Raw genomic sequence first — 16507 nt, 5'->3', positions numbered from 1 at the left:
GTTAGCTTAATAACTAAATCACTGTGGCTTGTGATTCATTGCCTTTCCAACACAGGAATTTTGCAATGTCAGAGACTCTTATTCAGATGACGCGCATCACCAAACGCTTTCCCGGCGTGCTGGCGCTGAATCAGGTTGATTTCGATTTACGCCGCGGCGAAGTTCATGCCCTGTTAGGTGAAAACGGTGCCGGCAAATCGACGCTGATGAAAATATTATCCGGTGTTTACCAACCCGATTCCGGTGAAATTCGCTTTGAAGGGCAATCCGTATCATTCAGCGATCCGCTAAGTGCTCAGCACGCAGGTATTACGATTATCCATCAGGAATTTAATCTCTTTCCCGATTTAACCGTGGAAGAGAATATCTTTATTGGCCGTGAATTCTGCAAAAATAGTCGCTGGCAGTTAGATAAACGCGCCCAGCGACAGGCGGTTGAGAAAATACTGCACACGCTGAATTTAAAAATCACCCCGGACGCCCGCGTCAGTGAATTAACCGTAGCCCAGCAGCAGATGGTGGAAATTGCCAAAGCGATTTCGGTCAATGCCAAAGTGCTAATCATGGATGAACCCACCGCCGCGCTGACCGAAAGTGAAATCGAGAGTTTATTTGACGTCACGCGGATGCTCAAGGCTCAGGGCACGGGGATAGTCTACATCTCGCACCGTCTGGAAGAATTGGCGCTGATCGCCGATCGCGCGACCGTCATGCGCGACGGACAATATATCGCCACCGTAGATTATGAAACGGTTCAGATCGGCGAGCTTATCGCCATGATGGTTGGCCGCAATCTCGATAACATCTACCCAAAACGCCCGCCGCATCAGCGCAGAGAAAAAGTGCTGGAGGTGAATGGCCTGACGCGAAATGGTGTACTGCACGACATCAACTTTACCCTCTGGCGCGGTGAGATCCTCGGCCTCGCTGGCTTAATGGGCGCAGGCCGAACGGAACTGGGCCGGGCCCTTTTTGGCGCCGATGCGATCGACGCCGGTACCCTGACGCTGAACGGCACCCCCACACGGATTAAAGACGTGGCTGACGCCATTGAGAAAGGCATCAGCTATTTAACAGAAGACCGCAAAAAAGAGGGACTCGCCCTCGGCCTTTCCGTTGAGATGAACATTATGCTCGGCAATTACCCGGACTACGCCGGCGCCGCGGGTAATGTCGATGAAAAACGCTGCCGGGAGTCCAGCCAGAAACTGGTGGATGCGCTGCGAATAAAAACGCCGCATCTGGAACAGGCGGCACTGAATTTAAGCGGCGGTAATCAACAGAAGATCATTATTGCCCGCTGGGTCTGTAAAGATACCGATATTTTAATTTTTGATGAGCCAACCCGGGGAATTGATGTTGGCGCCAAGCTGGAAATTTATGAACTAATGAACCGCCTTGTCGCTAAAGGTAAATCGATCATCATGATTTCATCCGAACTGCCGGAAGTATTAGGAATGTGCGACCGCATACTTGTGATGCGCAGCGGCCACATTGCCGGCGAAATAGAGGCTGAGCACGCCACCCAGGAAAAAATCATGCAATACGCCACGCTGGAGGATTAATCATGTCCGTTACCGTTCCATCGCCGCAAAGCGGAAGTCATACGATGAAAATAAATAAAGCGCTCCTGATGCGTCTGGCGCCTCTTTTTAGCCTGGTATTGCTGGTTCTGTTTTTCAGCTTCAGCTCACCGTTCTTCTTTAATACTGAAAATATCATGACTATCGCCTTGCAAACGGCGGTGATTGGCATCATGGCCATTGGCGTAACCTTTGTGATTATTACCGCCGGGATCGACCTGTCGCTCGGATCGGTGGTGGCGTTCTCAGGGGTTGCGGTGGGCATCGCCGCCGGGTTTGGTATGCCGCTGCCGGTCTGTATTCTGGCAGGCGTGCTCGCCGGCGGGCTTTGCGGCTATGTGAACGCGTTTCTGGTCACCAAAATGACCATACCACCGTTTATTGCCACCCTCGGCTTAATGATGTCGGTACGCGGCATCAATATGGTGATGACCGATGGCCGCGCGATTTATTTTTCTGACTACCCGCAGTTCAAGCTGCTAGCGCAGGGTCGCCTGTTCGACGTCCTGCCTTACCCGGTGTTCTACCTGGTCATCGTGGCACTGATCGCCATGTGGATCCTGAAGAAAACGGTGATGGGCCGCTATATCTACGCTGTCGGCAGCAATGAAACGGCGGCACATCTTTCCGGGATCAAAGTCCAGCGAGTGAAAATTTTCGTTTACGCCTTATGCGGCCTGTTAACCGGCGTGGCCGGGGTGATCCTCGCCTCTCGTCTCAATTCAGGCCAGCCAACCGTAGGCGTGGGTTATGAGCTGGAAGCCATTGCGGCGGTAGTGATCGGCGGTACCAGTCTGATGGGCGGCGTGGGCACGATTGGCGGCACCATCATAGGCGCGTTCATTATGAGCGTGCTGAAAAACGGCCTCAATCTCATGGGCGTGTCCCAGTTCTGGCAGATGGTGGCGATGGGCGTGGTCGTCGTTGCCGCCGTCTACCTGGACACGTTACGTAAAAGAATGCGTTAGGTTCTCGATGCAACAAGCCCTGCCAACCCTACAACGGAGCAAAATAATGAAAACCAGCCATATCCTGAGCGCCCTGTCGCTCGTTGCCATCCTGTCCAGCAGCGCGCTGGCAAAAGATTTGAACCTGCCGGTAGTCAGTAAAGGTTACCAGCACGAATTCTGGCAGACGGTCAAAATGGGGACGGAAGCTGCCGCAAAAGAGTTGGGTGACAAAACCAGCTACGTTGGCCCTGCCGATGAAACGCAAATCGCCGAGCAGATCCAGTTAGTCGAAAACACCATGGCACAAAAGCCAAACGGCCTGTTGCTGGCCGCGCTTGATGCAAACGCCCTTGCCCCGCTGGTCGAAACCGCCAACAGCCGGGGGATCAAAGTGGTGACCTTCGACTCGGGCGTGAACTCCGATATCCCGGCCAGCTTTGTCGCCACCAATAACCGTAAGGCGGGCGCACAGGCTGCGGATGCGCTGGCGGAGCAGGTAGGCCAGAAGGGGAAAGTGGGTATTATCGCCCACGTAGCCGGAACGACGTCCGCCATTGAGCGCTCTGAAGGATTCAGCGAGCGAATGAAAGAGAAGTACCCGAATATTCAGGTACTGCCGGTGCAATATAGCGATGGCGACCCGCAAAAAGCGATGGATAAAACCATTGATATGGTTCAGGCCAACCCGGATATCGCCGGTATTTATGCCACCAACGAAGGCTCAACCCTGGGCGTTGCGAACGCTATCGACAGCCAGAATCTGAAGGGCAAAGTGAAAGTCATCGGTTTTGACAGCACCGAAGCCATCATTAACTTCCTCAAAAACGGCGTGATTCAGGGCTTCGTGGTGCAGGACGCGTACCAGATTGGTTATCAGGGCATAAAGGCGCTGAACGCGGTAATTTCCGGACAGACGGTGGCTAAAGAAATTGATATTCCAGTGAAATATGTCAATGCGCAGAATATCAACACCCCTGAAATTGATAAACTGTTACATCCGTTTGGTAAAAAATAAGGAAGTTTATGATGAGTGACGGCTATTTCCTCGGGGTCGATGTGGGTTCAGCCAGCGTTCGTGCTGGGCTTTACTCTGCGCAAGGCGAGCGTTTGAGCTTCGCGACCCGTCTGATTTCGCAGTTTCACGCCAGCAACGCGCGCGTGGAACAGTCCTCCGCGGAGATCTGGCAGCAGGTTTGCGCGGTGGTGCGGGAAGCCGTCGACTCCTCTGGGATCTCACCCGACGCCATTTGTTCGATTGGCTTCGACGCCACGTGCTCGCTGGTCGCGCTGGATGCTGAGGGTAACGGCCTGAGCGTGTCCCCCGACAGTCCGGCATCGCAGGACATCATTATGTGGATGGATCATCGTGCTCACGAAGAAACTGTTCGCATCAATGCCACACGCGATCCTGCCCTGTGCTACGTGGGCGGCGAGGTGAGTATTGAAATGGAACTGCCAAAACTGCTGTGGTTGCAGCGACATCATCCTGAAACATGGAATCAGGCCTGGCGCTTTTTCGACCTTGCCGATTTTCTGGTCTGGAAAGCGACGGGCCAGGACGCCGCCAGCCTGTGCACCCTCACCTGCAAATGGAACTACCTTGCGCATGAGGCGCAGTTCAGCGAATCGCTGCTCAGGGAGGTAGGGCTGGAGACCTTACTGACAAAAATTCCCGATACTATTCTGGACGTCGCTGAATGCGTCGGGAAACTCAGCCCACAGGCAGCGCAAGCTCTGGGGTTGCCCGAAGAGGTGGTTGTGGCAAGCGGCATGATCGATGCCCACGCGGGTGGCGTGGCGCTGACGGGCTCACACCCGGAGGGCACGCTGGCGCTCATCAGCGGAACCTCGAACTGCCATATGCTTGCCAGTCAGACGGAGATCCATACGCCCGGCGTCTGGGGGCCTTACTGGAGCGCCATGCTGCCGGGCTACTGGCTGACGGAAGGCGGGCAAAGTGCTGCCGGGGCACTGGTCGACTGGACGTTGCGCGAGCACGGAGCCAGCGCAGACCTGTTTGCAAAAGCAGAAGCGGCGCAACGCCATCCGGTGGCGCTGCTCAACGACTGGGTAGCCGCGCTTGAACAGGAAGAAAAATATCCCACCCGCAACCTGCACATTCTGGCCGATCACCACGGCAACCGCTCGCCGCGTTCGCGTCCGGATGCGCGGGGCAGCGTGGTCGGTCTGACATTAGAAACCGGTGAACGTGTGCTGGCGAGGCTCTATCTGGCCACGCTACAGGCCATAGCCTATGGCACACGACATATTATGGATACCCTGAAACATCACGGGCACACCTTGTCGCGCATTGTCATTTGTGGAGGAGCCACCCATAACCGGCTCTGGCTGCGGGAGTATGCCGATGCCACGGGCTGCGATATTCATCTCTTAGCCGAAGAAGATGCCGTCACTCTCGGCGCGGCCATTTGCGGCGCTGTGGCGAGCGGTGCATGGGCAACGCTCACCGATGCCACCCGGGAAATGGTCAAAGCCGGCGACATCATCACCCGTCGGCCGGAAACCGCGGCTTTCCACAGGCAAAAATATGAGGCGTACCTGATGCTGTGGACCCAGCAGCAGGCGCTTAATCTCCTGATGCAGCAGGAAATGTAATGGCAGGATGCGTATGCTTTATCAGCAGTTTTTTACGTACGTTAAGGATTGAGGCGTAGCGATGGCCAAAACAGTTGAACAGATAGCGAAGGATCTGAATTTATCCGTCACCACCGTGCGGCTGGTACTGAGCGGGAAAGCCGAACAGTATCGGATCAGCGTGAAAACACAGTCCCGAATTAATGAACACGTCGAGCGCTTCGGCTATACCCTCAACCATTCGGCGCGCAGTCTTAAGCTAAACAAAACCGAGACGCTGGGACTCATCGTGCCCAACATCTCGAACGTGTTCTTTGCAACGCTCGCCGAGAAACTCGAACTGCGCTGCCGCCGTTCGGGCTACCAGCTGATGATCAGCTGTACTTACAACGATGTGGATTACGAAAATAAGCTGGTCAAAGCCCTGATGGCGCGCAACGTGGACGGCTTGTTTATCGTTCCCTCGACGCTGGAAAACCAGCAGCATCATTTGCGGCAGATCCAAAAACCACTGGTGCTCCTCGACCGGGATTTTGGCTTTACTGACAACGCGCTGGTTGAGAGTCATAACGAGGCCGGGGGGGATGAACTGGCCCGCAACATGCTGGCAGAGAGAAAAACGCCGCTCTGGTTCCTTGTGGGCGATACCGCACTGCCCAGTATTACGGACCGTCTGAACGGCTACTTACAGGCCCTGAAAACAGCCGGTATTCACCATCGCGAGTGGGTCATCGAAGGGCCGGACAATACGCCGGAGGGCGGATATGCCCTGATGGATTCGCTTATCGACAGCCAGGGTGTTCCGCAGGCGTTTATCGCCTCATCGTTACCCGTTCTGGAAGGGGCAATTGAAGCCCTGCGGACGCGTACCGGCACCGTGCCCCAACACATCAATATCGGCACCTTCGATGAGCACCCCATGCTGGGGTTCCTGCCTAACAGCGTCTGGTCCATGCAGCAGGATGAAGATACCTGGGCGGAAAAAGCGTTTGAACTGATGCAGCGAGCCATCGACGGCGAAGCGGTCAACGAGACGGCGAAAGTCGATATGAAGCTGGTCAAACGTTCCCGCCAGTAAAAATAAAACTGTACCCGGAGAATAAAAAATGGAACGAGCCCGATTAGCCAGAGACATTATCGACACCTGCCTTGAGATGACCCGCATGGGGTTAAATCAGGGCACCGCCGGCAATATCAGCGTTCGCTATCGCGACGGCATGCTGATTACGCCGACCGGGATTCCCTACGAGCATCTGACCGAAGAGAGTATCGTCTATGTAGATGCACAGGGGCGGCACGAAGAAGATAAACTGCCCTCCAGCGAATGGCGTTTTCATCAGGTTGTGTATCAGACCCGCCCGGATGCTAACGCCGTCGTCCATAACCATGCGGTTAACTGTACCGCCGTCTCGATACTCAACCGCCCCATTCCTGCTATTCACTATATGATTGCCGCCGCCGGGGGAAACTCCATTCCCTGCGCCCCTTACGCGACCTTCGGGACGCGCGCGCTGTCAGAGCATGTCGCGGTCGCATTACGCAATCGCAAAGCGACGCTATTACAGCACCACGGCCTGATAACCTGCGAAGAAAATCTTGAAAAGGCACTGTGGCTGGCGCAGGAGGTAGAGGTGCTGGCAAAACTCTACCTGGCCACGCTGGCGATAGTAGATCCCGTTCCTGTACTCAGTGACGATGAAATTGCCATTGTTCTTGAGAAATTCAAAAGCTACGGATTGCGCGTCGAGGCGTAATTTTTTATCCGGGGGTGCTTTTATCACACCCTCGTAATATCTCTTAAACAAACACCTATTTACCGCACTTATCACCCCGCCTAAACTATGGCCTGCTTTTTGGTAGAGGTGGTAATGAACGATTATAAAATGACGCCAGGCGAACTGCGTGCGACCTGGGGTTTAGGGACTGTTTTCTCGCTGCGGATGCTTGGCATGTTTATGGTCCTGCCCGTTCTGACCACATATGGCATGGCGTTACAGGGTGCCAGCGAAGCGCTGATTGGTCTGGCGATTGGTATCTACGGCCTGGCGCAGGCGATATTCCAGATCCCCTTTGGCCTGCTCTCCGACCGCGTGGGTCGCAAACCGCTGATTGTCGGCGGGCTGCTGGTGTTTGTACTTGGCAGCATCATCGCCGCCCTCTCCCACTCCATCTGGGGAATTATTCTTGGGCGCGCCCTGCAAGGTTCCGGGGCGATTGCCGCCGCCGTGATGGCGCTGCTGTCAGACTTAACCCGCGAGCAAAACCGCACCAAAGCCATGGCGTTTATCGGCGTCAGCTTCGGCGTCACGTTTGCCATTGCCATGGTGCTGGGGCCTGTTATCACTCATGCGCTCGGCCTGCACGCCCTGTTCTGGATGATTGCGGTGCTGGCGACCATTGGGATCGCACTCACGCTGTGGGTTGTGCCTGACAGTAAAAACCACGTCCTCAACCGTGAATCCGGGATGGTGAAAGGCTGCTTCAGCAAAGTCATCGCCGAGCCGCGCCTGCTTAAGCTGAACTTCGGCATTATGTTCCTGCACATTCTGCTGATGTCCACCTTCGTCGCCCTGCCCGGTCAACTTGCCGCAGCCGGTTTCCCGGCGGCAGAGCACTGGAAAATTTATCTGGTCACAATGCTGATCTCGTTTGTCTCCGTTGTGCCCTTCATTATTTACGCCGAAGTGAAGCGCAAAATGAAACGCGTCTTCGTGGGCTGCGTGGCGTTATTGCTGATTGCCGAGATTGTGCTGTGGGGCGCTGGCCCGCATTTCTGGGAACTGATCGCCGGCGTACAGCTGTTCTTCCTGGCGTTTAATCTGATGGAAGCCCTGCTGCCGTCGCTTATCAGCAAAGAGTCTCCGGCAGGATACAAAGGCACCGCGATGGGCATTTACTCCACCAGCCAGTTTCTCGGCGTGGCGATCGGCGGGTCGCTCGGCGGCTGGGTGGACGGTCTGTTTGACTCCCAGACCGTTTTCCTCGCCGGTGCGCTGCTGGCGATGCTCTGGCTGTTTGTTGCCAGCACCATGAAAGAGCCGCGCTATGTAAGTAGCCTGCGGGTAGAAATTCCCGATGACGTGGCAATCGGTGACGCGTTAAAACAGCGTCTGGAAGCGACAGAGGGCGTGAGCGAAGTGCTGATTGTCCCGGAAGAGCGCAGTGCGTATGTCAAAATTGACAGCAAAGTGACTAACCGCTTTGAGGTGGAGCAGGCGCTGAAGGCCTGAAAAAATGCCCGGTTTAGCCGGGCATGATTGTCTTAATCGCGGAAGTTTTTAAACTGGAATGGCTGACCGAGATCGCCGCCACGCACCAGCGCCATCACGGATTGCAGGTCATCACGGGATTTTCCGGTCACGCGGATCTCTTCACCCTGGATCTGCGCCTGCACTTTGAGCTTACTGTCTTTGATAAGCTTAACGATTTTTTTCTGTACCGCGCTCTCAATCCCCTGCTTCAGCTTCGCTTCCACAAACCAGGTTTTGCCGCTGTGAACAAAATCTTCCGGTACATCGAGTGAGGTCCCTTCAATGCCGCGCTTGAGCAGCTTGGCGCGCAGGATATCCAGCAACTGGTTGACCTGGAAATCAGACTCGCTCAGGACTTTGATCGTCTTGTTCGCGTCGTTCAGTTCAATGGTCGCCTCAACGCCACGAAAATCGAAACGTGACTCAACCTCACGGACAGCATTTTCTACGCCGTTACGCGCTTCCTGCAAATCAACTTCAGAAACAATATCGAAAGATGGCATCTTTTCTTCTCCCTTCATTTTTGTTGCGTTGCATAATACCCGCAACGAGGCATAACGAGAAGCTTAGCTGATGGCGCTATACTTAGCGTCATAGCACCTGGCGCCGTTGCAGGTGAGGAGGAACGATGAAAGTAACAGTGCTTGGATGCGGAGCCCTTGGCCAACTCTGGCTTACAGCGCTATGCAAACAGGGACACGACGTTCAGGGCTGGCTGCGAATTCCCCAGCCCTATTGCAGTGTGAACGTAATTGGTACAGACGGTTCAATTTTTAACGAGTCTTTGACGGCAAACGATCCGGAATTTCTCGCCACCAGTGATTTGCTGCTGGTCACGCTGAAGGCCTGGCAGGTCTCCGATGCGGTGAAAAGCCTGGCCGCCCAGTTACCTGAAAGCACGCCAATCCTGCTGATTCACAACGGTATGGGTACCATTGAAGAGCTAAAATCTGTCCGGCAACCGCTGCTGATGGGGACAACCACCCACGCGGCACGTCGCGACGGTAACGTCATTATCCATGTTGCCAGTGGTATCACCCATATCGGTCCTGCGCGTGAACAGACCGGCGATTACAGCTATCTTGCGGATACCCTGCAAAGCACGCTGCCTGACGTCGCCTGGCACAATAACATTCGCGCGGAACTGTGGCGCAAACTGGCGGTCAACTGCGCGATCAATCCGCTGACCGCCCTGCTGGATTGCCCTAACGGTGAGCTGCGTAAGCATCCCGATCGGGTAGCGCTGATTTGCCGGGAAGTTGCCGCCGTCATTGAACGCGAAGGCTACCACACCTCAGAGTCCGATTTACGTTATTATGTCGACCAGGTCATTGAGAGTACGGCAGAAAATATCTCCTCAATGTTGCAGGATATCCGGGCTATGCGGCATACCGAAATTGATTACATTACCGGTTATCTGTTAAAACGCGCCCGGGCACACGGTATTACCGTTGCGGAAAACAGTCGTCTGTTTGAGTTAGTAAAACGAAAGGAGAGTGAGTATGAGCGCATCGGCACTGGTATGCCTCGCCCCTGGTAGCGAAGAGACAGAAGCGGTCACCACCATTGATTTGATGGTGCGTGGTGGTATTAAGGTTACTACCGCCAGCGTCGCCAGCGACGGAAGTCTGGCGATTACCTGCTCGCGTGGGGTGAAGATCCTGGCGGATGCACCGCTTGTACAGGTGGCGGACGGTGATTACGACATGATCGTTTTGCCGGGTGGGCTGAAGGGTGCAGAGTGTTTCCGCGACAGCCCGCTGCTGGTTGAAACCGTTCGTCAGTTTCATCTTTCCGGGCGTATCGTCGCGGCAATCTGTGCGGCCGCGGGTACGGTGCTGGTTCCGCACGACATTTTCCCCATCGGCAATATGACAGGCTTTCCTGGCCTGAAGGACACAATTCCGGAAGATCAGTGGGTGGATAAACGCGTGGTCTGGGATCCGCGCGTTAACCTGCTCACCAGCCAGGGGCCGGGCACCGCCATTGATTTTGGCCTGAAGATTATTGACCTGCTGGTCGGGCGCGAAAAAGCGTACGAAGTGGCGTCATCGCTGGTGATGGCGGCGGGGATTTATAATTTCTACGAAGCCTGATGTCCTCCCGGGCTGGCAACGCGCTGGCCCGTCTGCCCTACAGAAATAGTGCAGCCAGCGTCACAGTTCTGCGATTCATTTTCCTGCCCTGAAGCGTCTCCCCACCGTTTTACCATTTCAAAAACCCTTTATTTTCAGGCAAATAATCAAATCTGCACCGCATTGCATGCCTGTTTGACAGGCTAAAAGAACCGTGAAAAACTGCATTCAACTGGTATATACCAGTTTAAAAATCCGCCAGCAAAGCCTGATAACATCAACAGCGGCGGGAGAGCAGAAATCTCTTCTGGAGTAAGCAATGTGATTACATTTCTTGAGCACAGAGTCATTCCTGTACTGATTCGCGTAGGCGAAAATAAAATACTGGTCGCCGTGCGCAACGGTATTGCGCTGACCTTACCCTTCACCATCACCGGTAGCCTGTTTCTCATTCTCGCCAATCTACCGATACCCGGCTGGAGTGAATGGCTTGGCCCGTTTGCCGAAAAGCTCAGCGCCCCGGTGGGCGTTACCTTTGGTGCGATAGGGCTGATTTCTGCGGTGGGTATCAGCTACAACCTCGCGAAGGAGTACAACCTCAACGCTATCACCTGCTGCATAGTCACGCTGGTGGTGTTCTTACTGGCGCAACTCAACGACAGCTATCAGCTCAACGTTGACAATCTTGGTGCGGCGGGGCTGTTTTCTGCCATCATCCTGGCGATTTTGACGGTGCACATCGTGCGATTTTTTATCCGGCACAACGTCGTGATCACCCTGCCGGAGGGCGTGCCTCCTGCCGTGGCGCAATCTTTTGCGAGCCTGATCCCCGCCGCGGTAGCAATCACTCTGATCTGGCTGATTAGGGTCATCCTGAATTTTGATATCAACCACTTCTTCACCCTGCTGCTCAGCCCGCTCGTCTCCGGCCTCGGTTCGCTGCCGGGCATGCTGGTGCTTATTTTTCTGATTTCGCTGCTGTGGTGCTGCGGCATACATGGCGACAACGTGCTTTCCGGCATCACCAGTCCCATTTTCCTGAAATACATCGCTGAAAATACTCAGGCCTATCTGCATCATCAGCCCATTCCCCATATTACCGCCGACGGGTTTTATATCGTCTTTATGTGCCTGGGCGGAACGGGCGCGACCATGGGGCTGGTCATTGCCATGCTGCGTTCCCGCAGTCGGCTGTACAAATCAGTGGGCAAGCTCTCCCTGCCCTCCGCGATATTTTGTATTAACGAACCTGTCATTTTCGGTTGCCCGATAGTCTTCAACCCACTGCTGATGATCCCGTTTACCCTGACGCCGATGATCCTGTGCATCTCAACCTGGTCGCTGATGTACTTCGACATCATTGGTCGCCCCGTCTTACAGATCCCCTGGACCATGCCGCCGATTTTCGCCGCATGGTTCGTGACCGGCGGCAATATCCCTGCCGTGATCTGGTCCGTCTGCACGCTGGTTATTTCCGCCCTGGTCTGGCTGCCGTTTTTCAAACTGGCCGAGCGCAAACAACTTGAAACCGAAGCAGCCGAAGAGAATGCCCGCCGCAACGCGGACACGCTTTCCGACCCCATCTTGTAAAAAGGAACCACGATGAAAAAGCTCAAGGTTGTCACTATTGGCGGCGGCTCCAGCTACACGCCAGAATTGATCGACGGTTTTATCAAACGCTACGCAGAGCTGCCGGTCACCGATTATTATTTGCTGGATATTGAAGAGGGAAAAGAGAAGCTGGAGATTGTCGGAAAGCTGGCCCAGCGCATGGTAGCTGAAGCCGGGCTCCCAATGAATATCCACCTGACGCTCGATCGGGAAGAGGCGCTGAAAGATGCCGATTTTGTCACCACGCAGCTGCGTGTCGGCTTTCTTGATGCCCGCATCAACGATGAAAAAATCCCGCTAAAATACGGCGTTCTGGGGCAAGAGACGACAGGTCCCGGCGGGTTTATGAAAGCTCAACGCACGATCCCGGTCCTGCTGGATATCTGTAAGGACATGGAAAGATGGTGCCCGAACGGCTGGCTGATTAACTTCACCAACCCGGCCGGGATTGTCACCGAGGCAATCACCCGCCACTCGGCCATTCGGACCATAGGCATTTGCAGTGGCGCAAACAGCATGATGATGGACATCGCCAAAGCCTACGGCGTGCAGAAGTCGGACGTTTACGCACGCATTATTGGTCTGAACCATCTTATTTTTGCCGACCAAATTTTCCTCAAGGGAGAGGATTATACCGACGACATTATTGAAAAACTGGCCGCGGGCAGCGCAAATAACTCCCTGAAAAATATACCGGACATTGGGTTTAGTGCCCGCTTTGCCAGGGCACTCCACATGTACCCTATCTCCTACCTCAAATACTATTTTTTGACCCGCGAGATGACCGACGCCGCGCTGCGCGATGCAAATACTAAGGGAACCCGCGGCGAGCAGACGCGCGAAATTGAGCAACGGCTTTTTACGCTTTATCAGGATCCCCATCTCGCGCACAAGCCGAAAGAGCTGGAGCAGCGCGGAGGCGCATGGTACTCCGATACTGCATGCTCGATCATCAGCGCTATTTATAACGATAAAAAAGAGATCCACGTCGTAAATGTTCCTAACAGGGGCACAACACCCGATCTGCCGGATCACGTCACGCTGGAAACCAACGCCATGATCGACCGAAACGGCGCGCATCCCCTCGCCTATGGCAGGCTGCCCGTGAAGATCCGCGGCCTGATCCAGAGCGTGAAGGCCTATGAAGAGCTCACCGTTGAGGCCGCTGTCACTGGAAATTACGACACGGCGCTGCTGGCGCTGAGCGTAAATCCCCTTGTGCCTTCTGCCGCCGCGGCAGAACAGATCCTTAATGAATATCTTGAGGTCAACCACCGTTATTTACCCCAGTATGCTAAACGTAAGGACGCACAATGAACGTAGAACAGACAGACGATTATGCGGCGCTGAGTGACGCCGTGGCGAAAGCGGTCATTGAAACCGTTACGCAAAAACCCGATGCGCTGATTTGCATCGCGGGTGGAGATACGCCGCTGGGCGTTTTTGCCGCGCTTGTGCACGCCAGCAAACAGGGTAAGGTCGATTTTTCCCGTGCGGCATTTGTTGGCCTGGATGAGTGGCTGGGGCTGGGTCAGGCCGATAAAGGCAGCTGCCGGGAGATGGTATGGGGCCATTTCTTCAGCCACCTGGCCCTGCGCGACGATCAGATCTGTTTCTTTGATGGCCTGACGCAATCCCCCGAGGAAGAGTGTCAGCGTGTGGATAACTTTATTACGGCCCACGGTGGGCCTGACATCATTGTGCTGGGGATCGGTATGAACGGCCATATCGGCTTCAATGAACCGGGCGCCGCCCTCGATACCGGTTGCCACGTCGTGGACCTGGATGCGGTGACGCAGGCCGTTTCGGTTAAATACTTCGGCCAGCAGCGTCATATCCGTCAGGGCATTTCGCTGGGGATGAAGACTATCCTGGCCTCACGGGCCATTATTTTGATGGCAAGCGGCGAGAAAAAAGCCGACATCATCGCAACAACCGTTAATTCCGCACCGGACCCGGCGGTTCCCGCGACGCTGCTAAAGCCGCACCCACGGTTAAGGATCATTGTCGATAAAGCGGCAGCCGCTAAGCTGTAAAAGAGAAACAGGCGCTGATGCGCCTGTTATCGTTTGATGTGCATATTCTTGACGCGGAAAATATCTGCCCGGTTGTAGCTGATGGAGAAGTTAAATGCTCTACCGTCATCGAGGCGCGTGACTTCGGTAATTTTCAACATCGGCTGGCCTGGCAGAATATTGAGATGGGCCGCCAGCTCCTCATCAAAAAGATCCGCTTCAATCAGTGAATCGGCGTCGCTGATTTTCTTACCGGTAAAGTCTTCAATATAGCCATACAGCGATCCCACTTCGAGAATAGCCTGCGGAACAGTGGCAACCACCTTGTGAGGAATATTGCTGTCTTCAATTAACACCGGCTGTCCGTCCAGTAAACGGATACGGCGAATAAACCAGACATCATCACCCTGCGCAATTTCGAGGTGCTGTGCCAGCGCCGCGTCGGCGTGAAGGGTCGTCAACGTCAGCAAGCGGCTGGTTACGTTGACCCGCCCCTGAAATTCACGGGAAAACCCGAGAATACTGTCACTCTTTTCATTATTCAGAATGTAAATATTGCTGGCAGTATTCTTTAAAACAAACATGCCCTTGCCGTGGATACGCTCGATATACCCTTCCTGTACCAGCATCGCCATGGCTTTCTGAACCGTTACGCGCGTAACGTCATAAATACCGGCAAGATCGCGCTCCGACGGAATGCTTTCGCCCTTTTTGTAGACTTCATTGAGAATATCTTTTTTGATTCTCTCTTTGATTTCCCAGTACTTATGTTTTTTTTCCATTGTCGATTACCCGGCCAAAAAGAGCATAGAATCGCAGGCCCGGTAGCGCTCGCGCCACCGGGCGAGAAACTACGGGCGATACACCTTCACGTTCGCGAAGCCCTGCTCACGCAGATACAGCGCCTGCAAACGGCTCATGACCCCACGTTCGCACCACAGCAGATACGTTTTGCTCTGGTCGAGATCGCCAAACTGGGTGCTCAGCTTGTAGAACGGCAGCGAAACCACTTCCACGCCTTCCACCTGCAACGGCTTGTCATCCTGCTCATCAACAGAACGGATATCCAGAATCGTATCGTTAGCACCGAAGCCGCTGACTGTCTCTACCTCAACCACTTCCTGCTCGGTCTGCTGGGCGATCTCACGGATATCGATGTTGGACGCTTCCGCCACCACTTTTTCCAGGATGCTGAAATCGAAGTTCTCTTCTTCCGCTTCGATCTTCGCCTTCACCGCTTTAATGGTTGGACTTTTTGAGATCACACCGCAATATTCCGGCATGGTGCGGGCAAAATCTTCAGTACCGATTTTACGCGCCAGATCGATGATGTGCTCTTTATCGTGAGAGATCAGCGGACGCAGGATCAGCGTATCAGACACGTTGTCGATAAGACGCAGGTTAGTCAGCGTCTGGCTGGAGACCTGCCCCAGCGCTTCACCGGTGACCAGCGCCTGCACGCCGTAGCGCTCAGCCACTTTGGACGCCGCACGCACCATCATACGCTTCAGCACCACGCCCATCTGGCCGTCGTCCACTTTTTCGAGGATTTCGCCGACCACCGGCTCAAAGTTGATCGCCACAAAACGCACGCGGTGGGAGCTGCCGAAGCGGTTCCACAGGTAATGCGCCACCTGACGCACGCCGATTTCATGCGCCGCGCCGCCCAGGTTAAAGAAGCAGTAGTGCACGCGGCAGCCACGACGCATCAGCATATAGCTGGACACGCCGGAGTCGAAACCACCGGAGATCAGCGACAGCACATCTTCCTGAGTGCCGATAGGGAAACCGCCAATACCTTCGTAACGGCCCTTGACCAGCAGCAGGCGATCGTTTTCGATCTCAAGGTTAACGGTGACGTCCGGGTTAGTCAGGCGCACGCGCGCCGTTTCAACGTGCTGGTTCAGACCACCGCCGACGTAGCGCTCAACCTCAATAGAGCTAAACTCATGCTTACCCCGGCGCTTCACGCGCACGCAGAACGTTTTCCCTTCGATCTGGTCGCGGTACTGCACCAGCGCCTTTTCGAAGATATCGTGCATATCGGTGAAGGGAACGTCTTCCACTTCCAGAATATGGTGAATACCCGGGATACGGGTCAGCGCGTCGCGAATATCAAGACGTTTGTTTTCGTCTTTCGCGCGGACTTCTACGTGGTCCCAGTGACGCACCACGGCGAGCGTTTCGTCGTAGTGTTTTAATACGTTACGAATGTTCCCGGTGAGAATTTTAATAAAGCGCAAACGCACGGATTGGCTTTTGATGGTGATTTCAGGGAACAATTTAATGATAAACTTCATGGCGGCAATGTTTCTTAGGCAAGCTTATAAAGGCTTGTAGTGGAAAATGATACAGCAGCCCACACCCGTGGCTGCATCCAGGCGCGCAAGTATACCACCATCGCGCCACTCGCGTTATTTGATAATT

15 protein-coding genes are annotated in these 16507 nt (G+C 54.5%); 12 read left to right on the top strand and 3 right to left on the bottom strand.

Features of this window, described 5'->3' with window-relative positions:
* The first annotated feature begins 65 nt into the window (after positions 1-65).
* The 7 genes from ACQG0T_RS04950 (at position 66) to ACQG0T_RS04920 (ending at position 8358) form a co-directional block, all read left to right on the top strand.
* Entirely contained in the window at positions 66-1565 is a 1500-nt protein-coding gene (locus ACQG0T_RS04950) for a sugar ABC transporter ATP-binding protein (RefSeq protein ID WP_047637561.1), read from the top strand.
* Positions 1566-1567: 2 nt separating this feature from the next.
* The gene (locus ACQG0T_RS04945; RefSeq protein ID WP_017383183.1) at positions 1568-2551 is read left to right on the top strand and encodes an ABC transporter permease; all 984 of its coding nucleotides are present in this window, start codon (positions 1568-1570) and stop codon (positions 2549-2551) included.
* Positions 2552-2597: 46 nt separating this feature from the next.
* A complete protein-coding gene (locus ACQG0T_RS04940; RefSeq protein ID WP_000858088.1) occupies positions 2598-3548 on the top strand; it encodes an ABC transporter substrate-binding protein in 951 nt (316 codons plus the stop codon).
* An 11-nt stretch (positions 3549-3559) separates the two neighbouring features.
* The gene (locus tag ACQG0T_RS04935; protein WP_047735185.1) at positions 3560-5149 is read left to right on the top strand and encodes an FGGY-family carbohydrate kinase; all 1590 of its coding nucleotides are present in this window, start codon (positions 3560-3562) and stop codon (positions 5147-5149) included.
* A 61-nt stretch (positions 5150-5210) separates the two neighbouring features.
* Positions 5211-6206, top strand: a complete 996-nt coding sequence (locus ACQG0T_RS04930; protein WP_015571284.1) for a LacI family DNA-binding transcriptional regulator — start codon at positions 5211-5213, stop codon at positions 6204-6206.
* Between the two features lie 28 nt (positions 6207-6234).
* Entirely contained in the window at positions 6235-6882 is a 648-nt protein-coding gene (gene fucA / locus ACQG0T_RS04925; RefSeq protein ID WP_033486681.1) for an L-fuculose-phosphate aldolase, read from the top strand.
* Between the two features lie 114 nt (positions 6883-6996).
* Positions 6997-8358, top strand: a complete 1362-nt coding sequence (locus ACQG0T_RS04920; RefSeq protein ID WP_214604646.1) for an MFS transporter — start codon at positions 6997-6999, stop codon at positions 8356-8358.
* A gap of 32 nt (positions 8359-8390) precedes the next feature.
* Here the strand turns inward: ACQG0T_RS04920 and ACQG0T_RS04915 are convergent, their stop codons facing one another.
* On the bottom strand, positions 8391-8882 hold the full coding sequence (locus tag ACQG0T_RS04915; protein WP_017383179.1) for a YajQ family cyclic di-GMP-binding protein: 492 nt from the start codon (positions 8880-8882) through the stop codon (positions 8391-8393).
* Positions 8883-9007: 125 nt separating this feature from the next.
* Between ACQG0T_RS04915 and panE the strand changes: the two genes are divergently transcribed.
* From panE to ACQG0T_RS04890, 5 genes are all read left to right on the top strand, one after another.
* Positions 9008-9919, top strand: a complete 912-nt coding sequence (panE, locus tag ACQG0T_RS04910; protein WP_045911111.1) for a 2-dehydropantoate 2-reductase — start codon at positions 9008-9010, stop codon at positions 9917-9919.
* Positions 9882-10475 carry a protein deglycase YajL gene (gene yajL / locus ACQG0T_RS04905; RefSeq protein ID WP_015571288.1) on the top strand — a complete coding sequence of 198 codons (594 nt, stop codon included), beginning with the start codon at positions 9882-9884 and terminating at the stop codon, positions 10473-10475. The genes panE and yajL overlap by 38 nt, the downstream gene beginning before the upstream one ends.
* A 300-nt stretch (positions 10476-10775) precedes the next feature.
* Entirely contained in the window at positions 10776-12044 is a 1269-nt protein-coding gene (locus tag ACQG0T_RS04900; protein WP_017694419.1) for a PTS sugar transporter subunit IIC, read from the top strand.
* Positions 12045-12056: 12 nt separating this feature from the next.
* The gene (locus tag ACQG0T_RS04895; protein ID WP_271040578.1) at positions 12057-13382 is read left to right on the top strand and encodes a 6-phospho-beta-glucosidase; all 1326 of its coding nucleotides are present in this window, start codon (positions 12057-12059) and stop codon (positions 13380-13382) included.
* Positions 13379-14101: a glucosamine-6-phosphate deaminase gene (locus tag ACQG0T_RS04890; protein ID WP_023296017.1), complete on the top strand. Its 723-nt coding sequence runs from the start codon at positions 13379-13381 to the stop codon at positions 14099-14101. Before ACQG0T_RS04895 ends, ACQG0T_RS04890 begins: the two co-directional genes overlap by 4 nt.
* Before the next feature lie 26 nt (positions 14102-14127).
* Here the strand turns inward: ACQG0T_RS04890 and ACQG0T_RS04885 are convergent, their stop codons facing one another.
* Together ACQG0T_RS04885 and thiI are read right to left on the bottom strand one after the other, a co-directional pair.
* Positions 14128-14862, bottom strand: a complete 735-nt coding sequence (locus tag ACQG0T_RS04885) for a GntR family transcriptional regulator (RefSeq protein ID WP_023296016.1) — start codon at positions 14860-14862, stop codon at positions 14128-14130.
* Between the two features lie 69 nt (positions 14863-14931).
* Entirely contained in the window at positions 14932-16380 is a 1449-nt protein-coding gene (gene thiI, locus ACQG0T_RS04880; protein ID WP_006809903.1) for a tRNA uracil 4-sulfurtransferase ThiI, read from the bottom strand.
* Positions 16381-16507: the final 127 nt, after the last annotated feature.

Source organism: Enterobacter cloacae complex sp. 302F9, assembly GCF_050030335.1.
Taxonomy (GTDB): domain Bacteria; phylum Pseudomonadota; class Gammaproteobacteria; order Enterobacterales; family Enterobacteriaceae; genus Enterobacter; species Enterobacter hormaechei_C.
Note: the sequence above shows the minus strand (reverse complement) of the source record. Positions and strands in the feature narration are given on the sequence as shown.

Coding starts and splice junctions, on each gene's coding strand:
- ACQG0T_RS04950 (WP_047637561.1), top strand. CDS start 66: ATGTCAGAGACTCTTATTCAGATGACGCGCATCACCAAACGCTTTCCC.
- ACQG0T_RS04945 (WP_017383183.1), top strand. CDS start 1,568: ATGTCCGTTACCGTTCCATCGCCGCAAAGCGGAAGTCATACGATGAAA.
- ACQG0T_RS04940 (WP_000858088.1), top strand. CDS start 2,598: ATGAAAACCAGCCATATCCTGAGCGCCCTGTCGCTCGTTGCCATCCTG.
- ACQG0T_RS04935 (WP_047735185.1), top strand. CDS start 3,560: ATGAGTGACGGCTATTTCCTCGGGGTCGATGTGGGTTCAGCCAGCGTT.
- ACQG0T_RS04930 (WP_015571284.1), top strand. CDS start 5,211: ATGGCCAAAACAGTTGAACAGATAGCGAAGGATCTGAATTTATCCGTC.
- fucA (WP_033486681.1), top strand. CDS start 6,235: ATGGAACGAGCCCGATTAGCCAGAGACATTATCGACACCTGCCTTGAG.
- ACQG0T_RS04920 (WP_214604646.1), top strand. CDS start 6,997: ATGAACGATTATAAAATGACGCCAGGCGAACTGCGTGCGACCTGGGGT.
- ACQG0T_RS04915 (WP_017383179.1), bottom strand. CDS start 8,882: ATGCCATCTTTCGATATTGTTTCTGAAGTTGATTTGCAGGAAGCGCGT.
- panE (WP_045911111.1), top strand. CDS start 9,008: ATGAAAGTAACAGTGCTTGGATGCGGAGCCCTTGGCCAACTCTGGCTT.
- yajL (WP_015571288.1), top strand. CDS start 9,882: ATGAGCGCATCGGCACTGGTATGCCTCGCCCCTGGTAGCGAAGAGACA.
- ACQG0T_RS04895 (WP_271040578.1), top strand. CDS start 12,057: ATGAAAAAGCTCAAGGTTGTCACTATTGGCGGCGGCTCCAGCTACACG.
- ACQG0T_RS04890 (WP_023296017.1), top strand. CDS start 13,379: ATGAACGTAGAACAGACAGACGATTATGCGGCGCTGAGTGACGCCGTG.
- ACQG0T_RS04885 (WP_023296016.1), bottom strand. CDS start 14,862: ATGGAAAAAAAACATAAGTACTGGGAAATCAAAGAGAGAATCAAAAAA.
- thiI (WP_006809903.1), bottom strand. CDS start 16,380: ATGAAGTTTATCATTAAATTGTTCCCTGAAATCACCATCAAAAGCCAA.